This window comes from Microbacterium sp. Leaf320 (assembly GCF_001423485.1).
Classification (GTDB): Bacteria; Actinomycetota; Actinomycetes; order Actinomycetales; family Microbacteriaceae; genus Microbacterium.
This window is the reverse complement of sequence record NZ_LMOD01000003.1, coordinates 292,505-311,403: the sequence shown is the minus strand read 5'-3', so window position 1 is coordinate 311,403 and position 18,899 is coordinate 292,505. Positions and strand designations below refer to the sequence as shown.

Genomic DNA, 18,899 nt, shown 5'->3' with positions numbered 1-18,899 from the left:
ACGCCGGTAACGTGAACTCGGTGAGCATGCTTCCCGTTCCTGACACCGCGATCATCGTCGTCGCCGCCGGCTCCGGCACGCGCCTGGATGCCGGAGCGCCCAAGGCGTTCGTCGGCATCGACAGCCATTCGATCCTCCGCCACGCACTCGACGGCGTCTTCGCCGCGGCACCCGCCCAGGTGATCGTCGTCGCCCCCGCGGGATTCGAAGGCGATGCCGAGACGGAACTGCGCGCCGCAGCGGGCGACCGGATCGATCTCGCCAGAGTCGTCACCGGCGGAGACACGCGCCAACGATCCGTAGCGGCCGGGCTGAAGGCGCTGTGGGGCGACATCACGCGCGTGCTGGTGCACGACGCGGCGCGCGCGCTGACTCCTCCCGAGGTGATCGACGCGGTTGCTGCCGCCATCGCGGGTGAGATCGGAATCCTCCCGACGCTCCCCGTCGTCGATACGTTGAAGCGCGTGGACGGCGATGCCGTCGTCGGACCGATCGACCGCTCCGAGCTCGCTGCTGCACAGACGCCGCAGGGCTTCCCACGTGCGCTGCTCGAGGCCGCGTACGAGGCCGCGCTCTCGTCCGGTGTCGAATACACCGACGATGCCGCGCTCTACGCGGCCGCGGGACACGATGTCCGTCAGATCCCAGGGTCTGCGCGCGGATTCAAGATCACCACCGCAGCCGACCTCGAGCGCGCCCGTCACCTGCTCGCCGCAGACACCGGGGCTTCTGCAGAGGCTCCCGCCGCTGCCCCCGTCCCGTGGAGCGGACCCCGGGTCGGGCTCGGGACGGACGTGCACGCGTTCGGCGGCGATGGTGACCTGTGGCTGGCGGGGCTCGAATGGCCGGGGGAGCCTGCGCTCTCCGGTCACTCCGACGGCGACGCGGTCGCGCATGCGATCGTGGATGCTCTGCTGGGTGCCGCGGGCCTCGGCGATATCGGCGAGCACTTCGGAACAGCCCATCCTGAGTACGCCGGCGCGCACGCCCAGGTCTTCCTCGCGCGCACCAGAGAGCTGCTGGAGGAGGCAGGATTCGCGATCGGGAACGTCTCTGCGCAGTTCCAGGGCAACCGTCCTCGGTTCAGCGCCCGCCGAGCGGAGGCCGAGCGTGTGCTGTCCGCTGCACTGGGCGGGGCGCCCGTGTCGATCACCGCGACGACCACCGACGGACTCGGATTCCCCGGACGCGGTGAGGGAATCGCCGTCACCGCGATCGCGATGGTGCACCCGCGCTGACACGGTGCATCGCGAGTGCGGGAATGCGCCGGCATCCACGCTCGTTGTCGGAGAGCGTCGTGCGGTCTTCGCGCGACGAAGAGGAGGAGGCATCATGAAGGTCCTGATCATCGGAGCCACCGGACAGGTCGGTCGCACAGCCGTAGACGCGCTGGCCGGACACGAGGTCGTCTCGGCGTCGCGCAGCAGTGAGCCGTCGGTCGACGTCACCGACTCGGCATCCATCGAGCGCCTCTTCGCCTCGGTCGGACAGGTCGACGCCGTGATCGTCGCGGTCGGCGAGGTGCCGTTCCGCCCGCTCGGCGAGCTCGGCCGCGGAGACTACGAGTCGGCGTTCCGCGGCAAGGTGCTGTCACAGCTCGACGTCGTGCGCATCGGCACGCCGTACGTGCGCGACGGCGGCTCGATCACCCTGACCTCCGGCATCCTCTCGCGCGAGCCCATCGCCACCGGTGCCGCCGCGTCGCTCGTCAACGGCGCCGTCGAGTCGTTCGTGCTCGCCGCCGCCACCGAGCTGCCCCGCGGCATCCGCATCAACGCCGTGAGCCCGTCGGTGCTCGAGGACGCCCCGTCATATCACTCGTCGTTCCCCGGCTTCGTGCCCGTGTCGTCGCATCGGGTCGGACAGGCATACGTGAAGAGCGTGCTCGGGGTGCAGACGGGGCGGGTCCTCCCGGTCGACTGATCAGTGCGGCCGGAACGGACCCGACACCGCACCCAGTCTTCGGAATCGGCGGCCCGGTAAGCTTGTGCGGTGACTCTCCGCCTCTACGACACCCGCGCACAGCAGCTGCGCGACTTCGTGCCTCTCGATCCCGAGAACATCACGATGTACGTGTGCGGACCCACGGTGCAGTCCGGACCCCACATCGGGCACGTCCGCGCAGCGCTGAGCTTCGATCTGCTTCGCCGCTGGCTGACGCTCCGCTATGGCCGCGTCACGTTCGTGCGCAATGTCACGGACATCGACGACAAGGTGCTCGCGAACGCGACCGACGTCGAGCCATGGTGGGCGCTGGCGTACCGCATGGAGCAGGAGTTCACGGCGGCATATGCCGGCGTCGGCATCCTCCCCCCGACCTACGAGCCCCGAGCTACCGCATCCATCCCGCAGATGCAGGAGATCATCACCACCCTGATCGACCGCGGTCACGCGTATCCGGCGCCCGACGGCTCCGGTGACGTCTACTTCGACGTCCGCTCGTGGCCCGAGTACGGATCGCTCACGAACCAGTCGGTGGATGCCATGGAGGCGGCGGAGGACGCCGACCCCCGTGGCAAGCGCAACCCGCAGGACTTCGCGCTCTGGAAGGGCGCGAAGGCCGACGAGCAGGCGGATGCCGTGTGGCAGTCGCCCTGGGGCGCGGGGCGTCCGGGCTGGCACATCGAGTGCTCCGCGATGTCGAAGCGTTACCTCGGTGCGGAGTTCGACATCCACGGCGGCGGCCTCGATCTGCGCTTCCCGCATCACGAGAACGAGCTCGCCCAGTCGACTGCGGCCGGCGACGGCTTCGCGCGGTACTGGGTGCACAACGGCCTCGTGACCGTGGGCGGGCAGAAGATGTCGAAGTCCCTCGGCAACTTCACGCTCGCGCGCGACGTGCTCGCCGAGCGCGATCCGCTCGTGGTCCGCTATGCCCTCGCCGCCGCGCACTACCGCTCGAGCCTCGATCTCACCGAGTCGTCGTGGGCCGAGGCCGAGGCTGCGCTCGGACGGATCCGCTCGTTCCTGGAACGGGGGGATCGGCTCGCGCCCGCTCGCTGGCAGGAGCACAAGGAAGGGCTGCCCACGCCGTTCTGGGATGCGATGAACGACGACCTCGGGGTGCCGCGCGCGCTCGCCGCGATCCATGACAGCATCCGCTCCGGCAATGCGAGACTGGATGCAGGGCAGTTCGACGAGGCTAGGCAGGACGTCTCCGACGTGCGCGACATGACGGCCGTGCTCGGCATCAACCCGCTCGCACGCGAATGGAGCGACGGGGCCGGCGGTGCGCAGGCGTCCGCCCTCGACGCGCTCGTGCAGACGATGATCACCCAGCGTGCGCAGGCGCGCGCTGACAAGGACTGGGCGGCGGCCGATCGCATCCGTGATGCGATCGCCGCCGCAGGAATCACGCTGGAGGACTCTCCGGCCGGAACTCATTGGAGTATCGATGGCTAAGCCACAGCGCCCCGGCGCGAACAAGGGAAACAAGAAGGGCCCCACGAAGGGCACCGGCGGAATGGGGCGCAAGTCGCTCGAGGGTCGCGGACCGACCCCGAAGGCCGAGGATCGCGCCTGGCACCCCGCCGGCAAGCGCAAGGCTGCGGCAGAGCGCTATGCGGCATCGGGTGGAAAGGGCAAGCCGGGGCAGCGTCAGACGTCCGGCGGCAACCCGAACCGCTCGGCGCGCTCGAAGGACAACACCACCGAGGTCGAGGTCGTCACCGGCCGCAACTCGGTGCTCGAGGCCCTGCGCGCGAAGATCCCCGCGTCGGCGTTCTACATCGCGCAGCGCGTCGAGATGGACGACCGTGTCAAGGAGATGCTGTCGATCGCCACGAACCGCGGCATCCCGGTGCTCGAGGTGACGCGTCAGGAGCTCGACCGCATGGCCGGCTTCGACGGCGTGCACCAGGGCGTGGCCGTCAAGGTGCCGCCGTACGAGTACGCACACCCGCAGGACCTGCTCGAGGCCGTCATCGACAAGGGCGAGGTCCCGCTGTTCGTCGCTCTCGACGGCATCACCGACCCCCGCAATCTCGGCGCGATCATCCGCTCGACCGGAGCCTTCGGCGGCCACGGCATCATCCTGCCGCAGCGCCGCTCGGCCGGAGTGAACTCCGCGGCGTGGAAGACCAGCGCCGGTGCCGCCGCGCGCGTTCCGGTCGCCCTGGCGACCAACCTCACGACGCAGCTCAAGGAGTTCAAGAAGCAGGGCGTCTTCGTGCTCGGCCTCGACGGCGACGGCGACGTGCTGCTGCCCGAGCTGCAGCTCGCCGATCGCCCCGTCGTGATCGTCACCGGATCCGAGGGCAAGGGTCTCTCGCGCCTGGTCGCCGAGACGTGCGACCAGATCGTCTCGATCCCGATCTCGGCCGTGACCGAGTCGCTCAACGCCGGCATCGCGACGTCCGTCGCGCTCTACCAGGTGTCATCGATCCGCAACGCGAAGAAGTAGGGAGAAGCACATGGCTCGCATCGTCGTCCTCGGAGGAACCGGCTACGCCGGACGCCACATCGTCTCGGAGGCGGTGAGCCGCGGCCACGAGGTCGTCTCGGTGTCGCGCTCCGAGCCGTCGAACCCGGTCGAGGGTGCGCGGAATGTGCAGGGGTCCGTGCTCGACCTCGCGAGCCTGGGCAACGTCTTCGACGGTGCGGATGCCGTCGTGTCGGCACTGTCTCCCCGTGGCGACATGGAGAACTCGGTGCTCGACGCGCTCGGCGGCCTCGTCGAGAAGCTGAGCGGCACGAACACCCGCATCGGCGTGGTCGGCGGAGCCGGCGGCAGCCTCGTCGCTCCCGGCGGCCCTCGGCTCTTCGACCTCGACTTCCCCGAGGAGTACAAGCACGAGGCGCAGGTCGGCATCGACTCTCTCGCGCTGCTCGAGTCGACCGACGAGTCGCTCGACTGGTTCTTCATCCACCCTGCCGAGGTCTTCGGACCCTGGGCCGAGGGCGAGCGCACCGGTCACTACCGAGACGGCGGCGACGTGCTCGTGCGGGATGCTGACGGCAAGTCGTTCATCTCGGGTGCCGACTTCGCGATCGCCGTGGTCGACGAGGTCGAGCGCGGCGCGCACCGTCGCGGGCGTTTCACCGTCGGGTACTGAACCGCGGAGAACACGATCAGACGAGGTCGCGCCAGTCGATCTCGTCGTCGTCATCGGTGACGGGATTCGAGCCCGTCATCACCGGCAGGCTCATGGTCTCGGTGGGCGGACCCATGATGGTCGCCTCGTCGCGCCGGTGCCGTAGCACCTCGTTGATGTAGCTCGTCAGCACTTCCGCAAGAGGCACGGAGCGTCCCTGTGCCTGCGACAGGTACCAGCGGTGCTCGAGCACCTGGTGGAACACCTCGGCGGGTTCGAGCTTGGCGCGCAGCTCCCACGGGATCGCTCGCACGACGGGCTCGAACACGCGGGTCAGCCACTCGTGCGCGTACATCTCCTCGTCGGCCCACTGCTTGGTCGATCGGGCGCGGAACTCATCGAGGTCGTTGAGCAGGCGTCGCGCCTGGTTCTCCTCGACATCGAGTCCGGTCAGGCGGATGAGCCGGCGCTGGTGGTGCCCGGCATCCACGACCTTCGGCTGGATCTCGACGACCGTGCCATCGGCAGTCGTCGACATCGACATCTCGTCGATGTCGAATCCGAGCGCGTTGAGACGCTCGACGCGCTCGGTGATGCGCCAGGTCTCCGCCGACGCGAAGGACTCCTGCACCGTGAGCTCCGCCCACAGCGAGCGATAGGACGAGACGATGCCGTCGGCGATCGCGATCGCGTCGACGCCGTGCTCGAGTCGGCCGCCCGCGGCGAGGTCCATGACCTCGCCGGCGATGTTTGTGCGGGCGAGGTCGAGGTCGTAGGCGCGCTGGCCGTCGGTCAGACCCTCCTCGTGCAGCTCGCCGGTCTCGGCGTCGACGAGGTATGCGGCGTAGGCACCGGCGTCGCGCCGGAAGAGGGTGTTCGAGAGCGACACGTCGCCCCAGTAGAAGCCGACGTTGTGCAGGCGTACGAGCAGCACCGCGAGGGCGTCGACGAGGCGTGTGGCGGTGTCGGGGCGCAGGACTCGGGTGAAGAGGGCGCGGTACGGCATCGAGAACCGCAGATGCGACGTCACGAGCGCGGCGGGAAGCGGTTCACCCGCGGCATCCGTTCGTCCTGCGATCACCGCGACACGGTCGACGCAGGGGATGTCGAGGCGTGCGAGGTTGCCGAGCATCTCGTACTCGCGCTTCGCCATCTCATCGGTCGTCTCCTTGACGGCGACGACGCGGCCGGAGAGATCGGCGAACCGCACGAGGTGGCGGGAGAGGCCCTTCGGCAGCGACACGATCTGCTCGGACGGCCACTTGGCCAGTGTCGTCGACCAGGGGAGGGCGAGCAGCCCCGGGTCGATCGAGCTCGCGGTGATCCGCAGCGCATCCTGCATGGCTCTCCAGACGGTATGTGGGAAAAGCAGAAGCGGCGCGGGTGACCGAAGTCAGCCCGCGCCGCGTCTGTGGATCCGATCAGGCGGAGACGATCGGCTTGTCGTTCAGGCGCACACCCGACTCGATGTCGAACGCGTGCACGTGGCCCGCGTTCGCAGCCAGGGTGACGGTCTCGCCTGCGTTGGGGTGGCTGCGACCGTCGACACGTGCGACCAGGTCGGCGCGCTTGCCGTTGATCTCGGTGTGACCGTAGAGGTAGCCGTCGGCGCCGAGCTCTTCGACGAGGTCGACGACGACCGAGAGGCCCTTGCCGTCGGCGGGGCCGACGGTGATGTCCTCGGGGCGCACACCCACGGTGACCTGCGAGCCATTGGCACGGCCCACGGTGTCGCGGTCGAGCGGGACGACCTCGGTGCCGAAGCGCACGCCGCCGTCAGCCAGGTCTGCGCTGAACAGGTTCATGGCGGGGGAGCCGATGAAGCCGGCGACGAACACGTTCTCGGGCTTCTCGTACAGGTCGCGCGGCGAGCCGACCTGCTGGAGCAGACCGTCCTTGAGGACAGCGATGCGGTCACCCATGGTGAGGGCCTCGGTCTGGTCGTGCGTGACGTAGACCGTCGTGACGCCCAGGCGACGCTGCAGCGATGCGATCTGCGTACGCGTCTGGACGCGGAGCTTGGCGTCGAGGTTCGACAGCGGCTCGTCCATGAGGAAGACCTGGGGCTGACGGACGATCGCGCGGCCCATCGCGACACGCTGACGCTGACCGCCCGAGAGGGCCTTCGGCTTGCGGGTCAGGTACTCCTCGAGGTCGAGCAGCTTGGCGGCCTCGAGAACGCGGCTGGCGCGCTCTTCCTTGCCGACGCCGGCGATCTTGAGCGCGAAGCCCATGTTCTCGGCGACCGTCATGTGCGGGTACAGCGCGTAGTTCTGGAACACCATCGCGATGTCGCGGTCCTTCGGCGGCACGTCGGTGACGTCGCGGTCACCGATGAGGATGCGGCCGGCGTTGACCTCTTCGAGGCCGGCGAGCATACGCAGCGAGGTGGACTTTCCGCAGCCGGAAGGGCCGACGAGAACGAGGAATTCGCCATCAGCGACCTCGAGGTTGAGCTTGTCGACAGCCGGGCGGGTTCCGCCGGGGTAGAGGCGGGTGGCCTCGTCGAAAGTCACAGATGCCATTGTGTTTCTCCTTCACCGGCAGGTACGTGCCGGACGATCCGTAGTGATAGAGCGGCGGAGCGATCCGCCGTGACCCCTCATCGGGTCGGGATCAGTATGGCAGAAACCCGTCTATCTGGGTATTTCTCAGCCTGGCTCGTTAACATCGTTCTCGGCCGCTTAACGTGGCGTTCGCCACCCGAGTGGCGTCCGGGGCCACCCTGCCCCCCTGAGACTGTCTAGAGGAACGATGTCGAGCGACGAGACGCCGAACGTCCCCACCCCTCGCAATTCGCGTGAGGTCGTGCGGGAGAAGGCACAGAAGGTGCATGCCCAGCAGTCGAGGGCGCGCGTGATGCGACGGATCATCCTCGGTGCCATCGCCGTGGTCGCCGTGGGCGCCATCGGCACGGCCATCACTCTCGCCGTCTCGGCGCAGGTGTCGAAGCCGCAGCTCACTCCCGGCGGCATGGACGATGACGGCATCCTCGTCTCCGACATCAGCGCCACTGCTGCGTCCGATGAGGGCGTGGCAGCGCCGAGCCCCGACGAGACCGAGGCCGGAGGCGAGGCGACGCCGACCCCGGCGCCCACCACTTCGAGCACGGTCGACATCCACATCTACGTCGACTACCTGTCGCCGGACGCCGGTGAGTTCGAGCGCGCGAACGCCCGCCAGCTCGTGAACTGGATCACCGAGGGCGCGGCGACCGTCACGTACCACCCGGTCGCACTGCTCACCGCCAGCTCGAACGGCACCAAGTACTCGCTGCGCTCCGCCGCGGCGGCGGCGTGCGTCGCGACCCACTCGCCGGCGCAGTTCTACGCCTTCAACCACGACCTGCTCGACGACCAGCCCGAGGTGAACACCGACGGCTTCTCCGACGCGCAGCTCGCCGACATCGCCGGTGCCGTGGGCTCGGACAATGTCAAGAGCGTGCGATCCTGCATCGAGGACCAGGACTACGTGACCTGGGCGAAGGATGCCACCTCGCGCGCCCTCGAGGGTCCGCTCGTCGGCTCGGACGATCTCGTGCTGACCGCAGCGCCCATGATCGTCGTCAACGGCGAGGCCTACGTCGGTGCGCTCGACGACCCGAGCGAGTTCTCGCAGTTCGTGCTGACCGTCGCGAGCGACGCGTACTACGCCACCGAGTCGCCCAGCCCGACGCCGACTCCCACCCCGACCACCACGCCGTAGTTCTCGGCACCAGCCGCCCCTCGCTAAGCTGGGTGGCACCCGCCGACTTGGCGCAATTGGTAGCGCACCGTACTTGTAATACGGGGGTTGCAGGTTCGAGTCCTGTAGTCGGCACAGTGCATGAAGGCCCGCGTCCCCAGGATCTGTTCCGGGGACGCGGGCCTTCGTCGTTCTCCGACCGCTCGTCTCGGCTCTCTGAACGACATTCGGCGTCATACGCGAAATAGTGCGCGGGCCTCAGGGGTTGTCCCGAGTATGACTCGTATCGGAAACAGTGACCTCGACGTCCTCCCCCTCTCGCTCGGTGGCAACGTGTTCGGCTGGACGGCCGACCGCGACGCATCGTTCGCCGTGCTCGACGCTTTCGTCGACGGGGGAGGCGACTTCATCGACACCGCCGACTCGTACAGTGCCTGGGTGCCGGGCAACTCGGGCGGCGAGAGCGAGACGATCATCGGCGAGTGGCTGGCCTCGCGCAAGCCCCAGGGCGTGGTCGTCGCCACCAAGGTGAGCCAGCACCCCGAGTTCAAGGGACTCGCGGCCTCGAACGTCCGCAAGGCCGCAGAAGCATCGCTGGGCCGCCTCGGGGTCGACACGATCGACCTCTACTACGCGCACTTCGACGACGAGACCGTGCCGCTGGAGGAGACCGTCGGGGCCTTCGGCCAGCTCGTCGCCGACGGCCTGGTGCGCAACGTCGCCGTCTCGAACTACAGCGCCGACCGCATCCGCGAATGGGTCGAGATCGCCCGCCGCACCGGCGTCGCCCTGCCCGTCGCCGTGCAGCCGCACTACAACCTCGTGCACCGCAACGACGTCGAGGAGACGATCATCCCGGTGGCCGAGGAGTTCGGTCTCGGACTCGTGCCGTACTACTCGCTCGCGAGCGGATTCCTGACAGGAAAGTATCGCTCGGCCGACACTGAGGGGCAGACCTCGCCCCGTGCTTCGGGTGCAGCGAAGTACGCCACCGAAGCGGGTCTGCGCATCATCGACACGCTCGAACAGATCGGCGACGCGCACGGCGCCTCGATCGCCGCGACCTCGCTCGCATGGCTGCGCGCCCAGCCGACCGTGGCCGCTCCTATCGCCAGCGCCCGCAGTGTCGAGCAGGTGCCGGATCTCCTCGCCGGCGCGCGTCTCGAGCTGACGGCCGAGGAGGTCGACGCGCTCGACCGCGTGTCGGAGTGGACTCCGGCGAAGGCCTGACAGACCTCGCGCCCTGCCCGCCGGCCTACGCGTCGGAGGGCAGGGCGTCGTCGTCGATGAGTCCGAGCCGATGGGCCAGGATCACCAGATGGATGCGGTCACGGGCGCCGAGTTTCGCGAGGACGCGCCCCACGTGCGTCTTCACCGTCGACTCACTCACGAACAGCGTCTGCGCGATCTCGGCATTCGACTGCCCGCGCGCGATCTCGAGGAACACGTCGCGCTCCCGGTCGGTGAGGTCGGTCGTAGGATCGTCGATCGTGACGACCGGCTGCGCGGGAGAGGCACCGAGTCCCGGCGCCACGTGTTCGAGCAGCATCCGCGTCACCCTCGGCGCGAGCGCCGCGTCTCCTCGGTGGATGGCGCGGATGGCCGAGATCATCTCGTGCCGTTGCGCATCTTTCAGCAGGAATCCGCTGGCACCCGCGCGGATCGCACCGAATGCGTACTCGTCGAGATCGAACGTGGTCAGCACCAGAACACGGGTCTCGGGGTGCGCGCGGACGATCGCCTCGGTCGCAGCGATGCCGTCGAGTCCGGGCATCCGGATGTCCATCAGCACGAGATCGGGCTGCAGCGCCGCAGCCTGAGCGATGGCCGCGTGGCCGTCCTCCGCCTCGCCGACCACCACCATGTCGGCCTCGGCTTCGAGCACCATCCGGAACCCGAGTCGGATGAGCTGCTGGTCGTCGACGAGCAGGATCGAGATCGAGTCGGTCATGGTCTGTCCTCCAGGTCAGGGGCGGTGAGTTCGCTCGGATCAGGCGTCGTCGGGAGCTCGGCGCGCAGCATCCATCTGCCGCCCTCGAGCGGTTCTGAGACGACGGTTCCGCCGGCGTGCGCGGCGCGCTCGGCGAGACCTCGCAGTCCGAATCCCGACGTGCCGACCGGGCCCGTGGCGCCGTCGTTGACGATCTCGGCCGTCACCGCATCCGCCGTGTAGACGAGGCGGACGGCGATCGCCGTCGCACCCGGTGCATGCCGCATCGCGTTGGTGACGCCCTCCTGCACGATGCGTCCGACCGCGTGGGCCACGGCCGGGGAGAGGTCGGCGCCACCTGAGACCGAGAGCGTCACGGGGTAACCTGCCCGCTGCGCGTGCGCGACGGTCTCCTGCGGAGGCGTCGGCGCCAGGGGCGCGAGCGGCAGCGGGGAGTCGTCGGCTCGCAGGACGCCGAGCATCGCGCGCATCTCGGAAAGGGCGCTGCGCGCCGTCTCGGCTGAAGCCGTGGCCGCTGCCCGCGCCTGTTCGGGATCGGATGTGGCGGAGGCTCCCTCGGACAGCGCGACGATGACCGTCAGTGAGTGGGAGACGATGTCGTGCATCTCGCGGGCGATTCGGGCGCGCTCTGCCGCGGCCGCGAGCTGCGCCTGCTGGTCGCGCTCGACGAGCAACTGCCGGGACCGGTCGATCACGGCGTCGAGGTAGCGTTTGCGGCCGCCCACGTTGACGCCGATGAGGGTGCCGATCAACCCGAGCACGAACGACATGATGACGGCGTTCGCGGCGATCTGCAGAGTGATGACGCCCGAGAGCGTGAGCAGCCCACCGAAGGCGGCGAGCGAGGCCAGCCCGATGCCGAAGCCCGTCCACGCGGCCCGCGACGAGCGGTACACAGCGAGCGAGTAGCAGGTCACCAGCAGCAGCGGCGACCCGATCGGCTGCAGTGCGAAGAGGAATCCGGCCTCGAGCGCGAAGGAGGCGACGAACGGTACGACCGGACGTCGGCGCCGCCACAGCAGCGTCGCGCAGGCGGCGACGACCGATGCGGGAACCAGGATGGCCACCCCGATCGCGAGTGGCATCGGCAGATCGTTCGTGATGACGCCGGCGGGTACCAGCGAGAGCAGCAGGCACACCAGTGCGATCAGGACGTCGGCGACCACCGGATGCCGTGCCCAGAAGCGTCTCAGCACCCCGGGCGGACGCGGCAGCCGCAGCGCCTCGTCCTCCCGGACCGAGGTGCTGCGGCTGCGCGTTCTGCTCACCGGCCGACTCTACGCGGCTGCATCGCGGATCATCGTGGTCACGCGTCGCGCGTGCGGAGCACGGCCCACGCGGCGAGCATCCCCGCGGCGACCCAGCCGGCCAGCGTCACGTACGCGACCGGGCCCTCGAGAGCAGCGCCCTCGGGCAGGATCGCGCTCTGCGCTGCGGCCACGGGCAGGTAGTTCGCGGCATCCATCACCCATGCCCAGCCCTCGCCGGCGATCGCGAAGAAGCTCGCGACGATCGGCAGCACGAACAGGAGTCCCACCGTCGCGGCGATCGCTCCGGCACCCGAGCGCAGGATGAAGCCAAACGCGACGCCGATCAGGGCGAAGACCGCCATGGCGAGCGATGAGACGACGATCGGCAGGATCGACATCGACGGGTCGCTCCAGTCGATGCTCTGATCACGCGGGGCGACGATCGCGGAGACCGCGACGGCCGCGGCGGTGAAGATCACGAGCGACGACACGAACAGGAAGAGGCCGATCACGGTCGCCTTGGCGGCGAGCACGGATCCGCGCTTCGGGTTGGCCGCCAGCGTCGACCGGATCATCCCGGTCGAGTACTCGCCGGTCACCGAGATCGCACCGAGGATGCCGGCGAGCAGCATCGTGAACTGGATCGGCATCACGACGGCCTGGATGGGCTCGAAGCCCGGCACGTCGACCGCCTGTGCGATGAGCACGGCGATGCCGACGGTGAGGATCGCGGCGATGCCGATCGACCACCAGGTCGAGCGCAATGTCGAGAGCTTGATCCACTCGCCGCGGACCGCCCGGACGAACGTGAGGCGTCGGCCGGTGTCGACCTGCGCGCGGGTGAGGGGAGGAGCCTGGACGGTCATGAGATCTCCTTCGTCCGGTACTCGACCGAGTCGCCGGTGAGCGCGAGGTACGCGTCTTCGAGCGACCCTGTGGTCGGGGTGAGTTCGTGCAGGGGGATGCCGCGATCCGCGGCGAGGTCGCCGATGCGCGACGCGGGCAGACCGACGATGTCGAGAAGATCGGGCGCGGAGCTCACGATCTCGACAGACGGTCCTCCGACGGCGGCCGCCAGATCGGCGGCACGGGGGGTGCGCACGCGCACGGTGTTGGTGGTCCATGCGCGCACCAACTCCTGCAGCGGAGCATCGGCGAGCACCTGGCCGCGGCCCATCACGATCACGTGATCGGCGGTCTGCGCCATCTCGCTCATCAGGTGGCTGGACAGCAGGACCGTCCGCCCCTCGGATGCCGCATGGCGCACGAACTGGCGAACCCAGCGCACTCCCTCGGGGTCGAGTCCGTTCACCGGCTCATCGAGGATCAGGGTGTGCGGGTCGCCGAGCAGAGCGGAGGCGATTCCGAGTCGCTGTCCCATGCCGAGCGAGAACTTGCCCGCGCGCTTGCGGGCGACGGGGCCGATGCCGGCGAGGTCGATGACCTCGTCGACGCGGGAGGCGGGGATGCCGTGGGTCGCCGCCATCGCACGGAGGTGGTTGCGCGCGGTGCGGCCGGTGTGAACCGCCTTCGCGTCGAGGAGCACGCCGACCTCGGTGAGCGGTGCGCGGAGCTTCCGGTACTCCCGTCCGCCGACGGTCGCCGTGCCGGAGGTGGGCCGGTCGAGGCCGACGATCATGCGCATCGTCGTGGACTTGCCCGCGCCGTTCGGCCCGAGGAATCCCGTGACCGTGCCGGGCTTGACCGTGAACGACACGTCCTGGACGGCTGTCTTGTCTCCGAATCTCTTCGTGAGGCCTTCTGCTGTGATCATGTCTTCGACGCTACAGACGGTGCCCGGGCCCGCGCGTCCTCCCGGGGTACCGTTCCGCCGGTGTGAGGGGTCATCCTCAAGACGGATGCCCGGTGCCCCGCGGTGCCGGCGGGCGGCCGATCCCGGCGACGACCTACGGAGCGGGGCGTCCGAACAGATTCGGATCGACCGGGCGCTGCGCCTTCGGGAGCTTCTCGACGACCAAACGGTACGACTCGGTGACAAGCTCGGTCACGAGGTCTTCCTCGAGAGAAGGCCCGGGCATCAGCGTGATCCAGTGCTTCTTGTTCATGTGATAGCCGGGCACGATGTCGGCGAACGTCTCGCGCAGTGCCACGGCGTCGTCAGGGTGCGACTTGAGCGTGATCCTCCCGGTGTCGTCGAGGGGAACCAACAGGAACACCCGCCCTCGCACCTTGTACACGTCCCACTCGGGGCCGAACGGGTTCTCCCGCTCTGCGCCGGGCAGCTCTTCGGCGCGCTCTGTGGCGGCAGCGTTCAGCTGAGTCGAGTCCATGGTGATCAGAACAGCCGATCCGCGCCCTTGTCATCCGCACGAGGGGCGGCCTGCACGCGCTCGTCGAGCGTCGCGGCGGCGAGCAACGCTTCGTCGATGATCTCCTTCGTCGGCTCGGCGGTGAGCCAGTCCTCGCTCAGCGAGGCAGGGATCAGCAGCGGCATCCGATCGTGGATGCCGGCGAGGTGCGGAGGGGCCGGGCGCATCACGATCGAGTAGCAGGTGTAGGACTCGCCATCGGCTGTGCGCCCGCGTTGGGTGACGGCGGCCATGCCGAAGAGCGCTCCGTCGTCGACGAGGAACTCGTGCCACACGCGCTCGGGCTTCTTCATCTCATACCAGCTGGTCGCGGGGACGAGTGCCCTGGTCTTCAACCCGCCGGGCCTGTCCTGCAGGCGCTCGGACCGGGTGTTGATCGACGGGAACTTCGAGGGCTCTCCGCCGATCAGGAATCCCCACCACGCGGGCTCCAACGTCGGAGAGGTCTCGGGCTGCACCACGATCGGATTGAGGTTGCGGAGGTTCTTGCCGGTCGGACGCACGGTCTCGCGGGCGTTCTCCTGCGCCCACCCCCGGAGCCCCTCGAGCACCGCCTCGTCGGCCGCAGCGAGGAGCTCGGTGTCGGTGAACCGCGGATCCAGACCATAACTCGCGCACATGCCGCCAGGGTACGCCCGGCCGCCGACATCCGCCTGCTCGGCTAGGGTCGACAGGTGTCCCAGACCCGCCGACTCTCTCCGCCCGTGGCGCTCGGAGGGGCGGTGGCGATCGGCGTCATGACCGCCATCCAGGCGCGTATCAACGGTGTGCTCGGCGTCAAGGTCGACAACGGGATCGTCGCGGGCCTCATCTCCTTCGCGGTCGGGCTCGCCGCCCTGATCGTCGTGATCCTCTGCATCCCCTCGGCGAGGCGCGGAGTCGGGCGGCTGCGCGACGGCATCCGCGATCGCACGATCCCGTTCTGGATGCTCCTCGGCGGCGCGTGCGGAGCCCTCACCGTCTCGACCCAGGGCGTCACGGCCGGCGTGCTCGGGGTCTCGCTGTTCACGGTCGGCGTCGTCGCGGGGCAGACCCTGCACGGCCTCGTTCTCGATCGCATCGGCTTCGGACCGGCCGGCGTCGTCGCCGTGACCCCCGGCCGCGTGCTCGGCGGAGCGCTCGCGCTTGCCGCGGTGGGTATCTCGCTCAGCGGAGATGTGCTCGCCACGGCGCCGTTGTGGATGCTCCTCCTGCCGTTCGCCGCGGGCGTCGGCATCGCGTGGCAGGCAGCGACCAACGGCCGCCTTGCCCAGCGGGTGCAGTCGCCCCTCTCGGCCACGCTCATGAGCTTCATCGCCGGGACGATCGCGCTGCTCGTCGCGGCGGGCATCAGCATTGCGGTGCGAGGCCTGCCCGAGGCGCCGCCGGCCGAGCCGTGGCTCTACCTCGGCGGATTCCTCGGCTCGGCGTACATCCTGCTCGGAGCCTTCATCGTGGCGCACACGGGTGTGCTGCTGATGGGGCTCGGGTCGGTGCTGGGGCAGCTCGCGACGTCGGTGATCATCGACATGCTGTGGCCTGCGGACGCGGGACCTGCCCCCTGGCAGATCGTCGGGATGGTGGTCGTCGCCGTGGCATCCGTCATCGTCGCCCTGCCGCGTCGCCGACGGAGCTGACTACTTCTTCTTGGGCTGCGGCATCCGCGTCACCAGGGCGCGAGCATCGACGGGCTTGCGTCGCCCCGGCTTCTTGCCCGTCGGCTTGCCGCCGACGTAGAGCCACCCGAGCAGCTCCTCGTTCTTGCCGATGCCGTGCGCCTTGGCGACGGCCTTCGAGCGCGTGTACCGTCCGGTGCGCCACAGCACGCCCCAGCCTGCCTCGTCGAGAAGCAGACTGAGCATGTGCGCGACGCCGGAGGCGACAGCCTCCTGCTCCCACCGGGGCACCTTCTCGCTCTTGCGGTAGCTGGCGACCACGGCGATCAGAAGAGGTGCACGGAGGGGCTTGGACGAGGGTGACTTGTCTCCCTCCGCCTTCGCGATCGCCGCGCCCAGCACCTCACGGTCCGAACCTCGCAGCTCGATCAGCCGCCACGGACGCAGCGACGAGTGGTCGGCGACGCGTCCCGCCGCGGCGACGAGCTTCAGCAGCTCATCGCGCGACGGCGCCTCGTCGGTGACCTTCGACCAGGACTGTCGTGCGCGGACGACCTCGAGGGCGTTCACGACTCTTCGGGCGTGAAGTTCAGTGCGATGGAGTTCATGCAGTAGCGGTCGCCGGTGGGCGTGCCGAAGCCGTCGGGGAAGACGTGGCCCAGGTGCGAGCCGCAGTTCGCGCAGCGCACCTCGGTGCGCACCATGCCGAGGGTCGTGTCCTCGATGAGCTGCACCGCGTCGGGGCGGATCGACTCGTAGAAGCTCGGCCATCCGCATCCGGAGTCGAACTTGGTGCCGCTCTTGAACAGCTCGGCGCCGCATGCGCCACATGTGTAGAGGCCCGCGCGGCCCTCGTCGAGCAGCTCGCCCGTCCATGCACGCTCGGTCGCGGCTTCGCGCAGCACGGCGTACTGCTCTTCGCCGAGCTCCTCGCGCCACTCTTCTTCGGTCTTGTCCACGCTGTACGACATCGGTCCTCCTGGGGGTCTGCTCCATTCTCTCGCGTTCGAGACCCCTCGGCGCCACGAGACAATGGATGCATGACGGATGCCGTGCAGCAGCGCTACGCGCGCTTCGCCGAGCAGGAGGCGCCAGGGCGCAGCGATCTGTATGTCGAATGGGCAGAGGGTGTCGCGGGCGACTCTGAGGTGCAGGGGATCCTCGCGCGGATCCCGGAGAACCGACGGCAGCCTCCGCTCGTGTTCGCGGTGACGCGGATGCTGGGCGCGGGCCTGGTCGGATACGGCGCCTGGCGGTCGTTCGTCGTCGCACGCGCCGACGAGATCGTCGCCGAGTGCACCGGGCGGCGACTGCAGACGAACGAGCCCCTGCGCCTGGCCCCGCTGCTTCCCGTGCTGTCGGAGATCGACGGCCCGATCGCGCTGCTCGAGGTCGGCGCCTCCGCGGGACTCTGTCTGTACCCCGACCGGTACTCGTACCGCATCGTCGGTGCCGACGGGCGGCTGCGGTCGGCGCTCGACCCCGCCGACGGCTTGTCGACCGTGATGCTCGAGAGCCGTGTCGAGGGAGACCTTCCCCCCATGCGGATGCCGGAGGTGGTGTGGCGTGCCGGCATCGACCTCGCGCCTCTCGACGCCCGTGACGACCGCGATCGGCGCTGGCTGCAGGGACTCGTGTGGCCGGGGGAGCACGGGCGGGAGCAGCGGGTGACCGCGGCGCTCGACATCGCGACGACCGACCCGCCCCACCTCGTCGCCGGAGACGCGATCGACCGGATCGACGCGCTCGCCGCCGAGGCGCCGCGCGGCGCCACGCTCGTCGTGACGACTCCCGGCGTGCTCGTGCACATCCCCAGGGAAGCACGTGAGGCCCTCGTCGATCGCATCCGCGGGCTCGACGCGCGCTGGCTGACCATCGACCCTCCCGCGCTCCTCGACGTGTGGGATCCTCCGGTGGCCGCCGAGGGGTGGCCCGGTTTCGTCGTGGCGCTCGACGGGGAGGTGCGTGCGGCGGCGGACCCACTCGGCCGATGGTGGGAGTGGCGCGCAGGGATCGACGCGCCGGCGACCTAATCTGATCTCATGCTGGGAGAGCTGAGCGAGCGGGATCGTGCGATCCTCGCGCTGGAGACCGCGTGGCCGCGGCACGGCGGCGCGAAAGAGGAGACCATCCGCGCCCAACTGGGTATGAGCTCGGCCCGCTACTACCAGCTCCTCGGGCGTCTGCTCGAATCCGAGGCGGCACTGGAATACGATCCCATGCTGGTGCGCCGGCTCCGCCGCATCCGCGACGCGCGATCGTTCCAGCGGGCGTCGCGAACCCCCGGTTTCGTCGGCTGACGGAGCTTCCCGCCACGCGCTGAGGCGCCACGATGCGGATACACGGGTCGGTGCCGTTAGCATCGAGGAGTGTCAAAGCCCAGCCGAGATCGATTCGACGACGTCCCCCGATCGTCCGGACGCGTCGGAGCGCACCGCGCCGAAGCCCCCGGGATGAACGGCTGGGTCGTCCTGCTCTGGTCCTTCGTGGCCGCACTGGTGCTGATCATCGGCGGCATCTTCGGCTCGCTGGTGGTGATGGGGCGGATCAGCCTCTTCCCCGAGGCCGTCCCGACCGCGACGCCCACGCCGGTGGAGACCGGTGTCGTCGACGTCACGTACTCGGTGATGATCCTGAACGCCTCGCCCGACGCGGGGCTGGACGAGCAGATGCGCGATGTCCTGATCAACAACGGATGGGCGGCCGACGTCGTCTTCGCCAGCGACAGCGCGAGCCAGGACTTCTCGACCACGACCGTGTACTACATCGCAGACGAGGATGAGCTGGCGGCCATCGGACTCGCGAATCTGATCGGCGGGGCGGCGGTCGAGCAGAGCGACTTCTACGCCGATCTGAACGACACCGGGGCGAAGCAGCTCACGGTCGTCATCGGACTCGACCGATCGACGAGCGCACCGGAGACTCCGGCGGAGACGCCAGCCCCGTAGACCGCCGCGCAGTCCCTCCGCACAGCTTGCACTCGAAGGGGTCGAGTGCCAGAATGGCGTTAGCACTCTCTTACTCTGAGTGCTAAACCCAACGTCTACGTCCAGGAG

21 protein-coding genes and 1 tRNA gene are annotated in these 18,899 nt (G+C 69.2%); 12 read left to right on the top strand and 10 right to left on the bottom strand.

The annotated features are described in order from the left end of the window. Nucleotides 1-26 precede the first annotated feature (26 nt). From ispD to ASF63_RS11375, 5 genes are all read left to right on the top strand, one after another. Nucleotides 27-1,238 carry a 2-C-methyl-D-erythritol 4-phosphate cytidylyltransferase gene (gene ispD / locus ASF63_RS11395; protein WP_414843729.1) on the top strand — a complete coding sequence of 404 codons (1,212 nt, stop codon included), beginning with the start codon at nucleotides 27-29 and terminating at the stop codon, nucleotides 1,236-1,238. 94 nt (nucleotides 1,239-1,332) lie between these two features. After that, the gene (locus tag ASF63_RS11390) at nucleotides 1,333-1,923 is read left to right on the top strand and encodes a short chain dehydrogenase (RefSeq protein ID WP_056513803.1); all 591 of its coding nucleotides are present in this window, start codon (nucleotides 1,333-1,335) and stop codon (nucleotides 1,921-1,923) included. 69 nt (nucleotides 1,924-1,992) lie between these two features. After that, entirely contained in the window at nucleotides 1,993-3,402 is a 1,410-nt protein-coding gene (gene cysS, locus ASF63_RS11385; RefSeq protein ID WP_056513801.1) for a cysteine--tRNA ligase, read from the top strand. Next, on the top strand, nucleotides 3,395-4,402 hold the full coding sequence (gene rlmB / locus ASF63_RS11380; RefSeq protein ID WP_056312591.1) for a 23S rRNA (guanosine(2251)-2'-O)-methyltransferase RlmB: 1,008 nt from the start codon (nucleotides 3,395-3,397) through the stop codon (nucleotides 4,400-4,402). Before cysS ends, rlmB begins: the two co-directional genes overlap by 8 nt. A 10-nt stretch (nucleotides 4,403-4,412) precedes the next feature. Beyond that, entirely contained in the window at nucleotides 4,413-5,054 is a 642-nt protein-coding gene (locus ASF63_RS11375; RefSeq protein WP_056513797.1) for an NAD(P)-dependent oxidoreductase, read from the top strand. Between the two features lie 16 nt (nucleotides 5,055-5,070). Here ASF63_RS11375 and ASF63_RS11370 read toward each other — a convergent pair whose 3' ends face one another. Continuing rightward, nucleotides 5,071-6,375 (bottom strand): DUF4032 domain-containing protein, encoded by a 1,305-nt coding sequence (locus tag ASF63_RS11370; RefSeq protein WP_056513796.1) that lies wholly within the window; start codon nucleotides 6,373-6,375, stop codon nucleotides 5,071-5,073. 79 nt (nucleotides 6,376-6,454) lie between these two features. Further along, a complete protein-coding gene (locus ASF63_RS11365; RefSeq protein ID WP_053097292.1) occupies nucleotides 6,455-7,558 on the bottom strand; it encodes an ABC transporter ATP-binding protein in 1,104 nt (367 codons plus the stop codon). A 229-nt stretch (nucleotides 7,559-7,787) separates the two neighbouring features. On the opposite strand from ASF63_RS11365, the gene ASF63_RS11360 reads away from it, so the two are divergent. The 3 genes from ASF63_RS11360 to ASF63_RS11350 all read left to right on the top strand — a co-directional run bounded on the left by ASF63_RS11360 (nucleotide 7,788) and on the right by ASF63_RS11350 (nucleotide 9,947). After that, nucleotides 7,788-8,738: a DsbA family protein gene (locus ASF63_RS11360; RefSeq protein ID WP_056513795.1), complete on the top strand. Its 951-nt coding sequence runs from the start codon at nucleotides 7,788-7,790 to the stop codon at nucleotides 8,736-8,738. Nucleotides 8,739-8,779: 41 nt separating this feature from the next. Beyond that, nucleotides 8,780-8,852: transfer RNA gene (locus tag ASF63_RS11355), tRNA-Thr, on the top strand. Between the two features lie 141 nt (nucleotides 8,853-8,993). After that, on the top strand, nucleotides 8,994-9,947 hold the full coding sequence (locus ASF63_RS11350; protein WP_056513792.1) for an aldo/keto reductase: 954 nt from the start codon (nucleotides 8,994-8,996) through the stop codon (nucleotides 9,945-9,947). Nucleotides 9,948-9,972: 25 nt separating this feature from the next. Here the strand turns inward: ASF63_RS11350 and ASF63_RS11345 are convergent, their stop codons facing one another. From ASF63_RS11345 to ASF63_RS11320, 6 genes are all read right to left on the bottom strand, one after another. Then, a complete protein-coding gene (locus tag ASF63_RS11345) occupies nucleotides 9,973-10,668 on the bottom strand; it encodes a response regulator transcription factor (RefSeq protein ID WP_056513789.1) in 696 nt (231 codons plus the stop codon). Next, on the bottom strand, nucleotides 10,665-11,936 hold the full coding sequence (locus ASF63_RS11340) for a sensor histidine kinase (protein WP_056513785.1): 1,272 nt from the start codon (nucleotides 11,934-11,936) through the stop codon (nucleotides 10,665-10,667). Before ASF63_RS11340 ends, ASF63_RS11345 begins: the two co-directional genes overlap by 4 nt. A 38-nt stretch (nucleotides 11,937-11,974) precedes the next feature. Beyond that, entirely contained in the window at nucleotides 11,975-12,784 is an 810-nt protein-coding gene (locus ASF63_RS11335; protein WP_056513783.1) for an ABC transporter permease subunit, read from the bottom strand. After that, the gene (locus ASF63_RS11330; protein WP_056513779.1) at nucleotides 12,781-13,692 is read right to left on the bottom strand and encodes an ABC transporter ATP-binding protein; all 912 of its coding nucleotides are present in this window, start codon (nucleotides 13,690-13,692) and stop codon (nucleotides 12,781-12,783) included. The genes ASF63_RS11335 and ASF63_RS11330 overlap by 4 nt, the downstream gene beginning before the upstream one ends. Before the next feature lie 133 nt (nucleotides 13,693-13,825). Continuing rightward, nucleotides 13,826-14,209: an MmcQ/YjbR family DNA-binding protein gene (locus ASF63_RS11325; protein WP_056513775.1), complete on the bottom strand. Its 384-nt coding sequence runs from the start codon at nucleotides 14,207-14,209 to the stop codon at nucleotides 13,826-13,828. Between the two features lie 5 nt (nucleotides 14,210-14,214). Beyond that, nucleotides 14,215-14,868: an SOS response-associated peptidase family protein gene (locus ASF63_RS11320; RefSeq protein WP_056513771.1), complete on the bottom strand. Its 654-nt coding sequence runs from the start codon at nucleotides 14,866-14,868 to the stop codon at nucleotides 14,215-14,217. 84 nt (nucleotides 14,869-14,952) lie between these two features. Between ASF63_RS11320 and ASF63_RS11315 the strand changes: the two genes are divergently transcribed. Continuing rightward, nucleotides 14,953-15,864, top strand: a complete 912-nt coding sequence (locus ASF63_RS11315; RefSeq protein ID WP_056513768.1) for a DMT family transporter — start codon at nucleotides 14,953-14,955, stop codon at nucleotides 15,862-15,864. Here ASF63_RS11315 and ASF63_RS11310 read toward each other — a convergent pair whose 3' ends face one another. Beyond that, nucleotides 15,865-16,413 (bottom strand): nitroreductase family protein, encoded by a 549-nt coding sequence (locus ASF63_RS11310; protein WP_056513766.1) that lies wholly within the window; start codon nucleotides 16,411-16,413, stop codon nucleotides 15,865-15,867. Next, complete coding sequence (gene msrB, locus ASF63_RS11305) at nucleotides 16,410-16,814, bottom strand: peptide-methionine (R)-S-oxide reductase MsrB (RefSeq protein WP_056279902.1); 405 nt, start codon at nucleotides 16,812-16,814, stop codon at nucleotides 16,410-16,412. The genes ASF63_RS11310 and msrB overlap by 4 nt, the downstream gene beginning before the upstream one ends. Before the next feature lie 69 nt (nucleotides 16,815-16,883). Between msrB and ASF63_RS11300 the strand changes: the two genes are divergently transcribed. The 3 genes from ASF63_RS11300 to ASF63_RS11290 all read left to right on the top strand — a co-directional run bounded on the left by ASF63_RS11300 (nucleotide 16,884) and on the right by ASF63_RS11290 (nucleotide 18,791). Continuing rightward, nucleotides 16,884-17,876 carry a DUF2332 domain-containing protein gene (locus ASF63_RS11300; protein ID WP_056513762.1) on the top strand — a complete coding sequence of 331 codons (993 nt, stop codon included), beginning with the start codon at nucleotides 16,884-16,886 and terminating at the stop codon, nucleotides 17,874-17,876. A gap of 9 nt (nucleotides 17,877-17,885) precedes the next feature. Then, the gene (locus tag ASF63_RS11295) at nucleotides 17,886-18,143 is read left to right on the top strand and encodes a DUF3263 domain-containing protein (RefSeq protein ID WP_056513759.1); all 258 of its coding nucleotides are present in this window, start codon (nucleotides 17,886-17,888) and stop codon (nucleotides 18,141-18,143) included. 69 nt (nucleotides 18,144-18,212) lie between these two features. Continuing rightward, nucleotides 18,213-18,791 carry a LytR C-terminal domain-containing protein gene (locus ASF63_RS11290; RefSeq protein WP_235560776.1) on the top strand — a complete coding sequence of 193 codons (579 nt, stop codon included), beginning with the start codon at nucleotides 18,213-18,215 and terminating at the stop codon, nucleotides 18,789-18,791. Nucleotides 18,792-18,899: the final 108 nt, after the last annotated feature.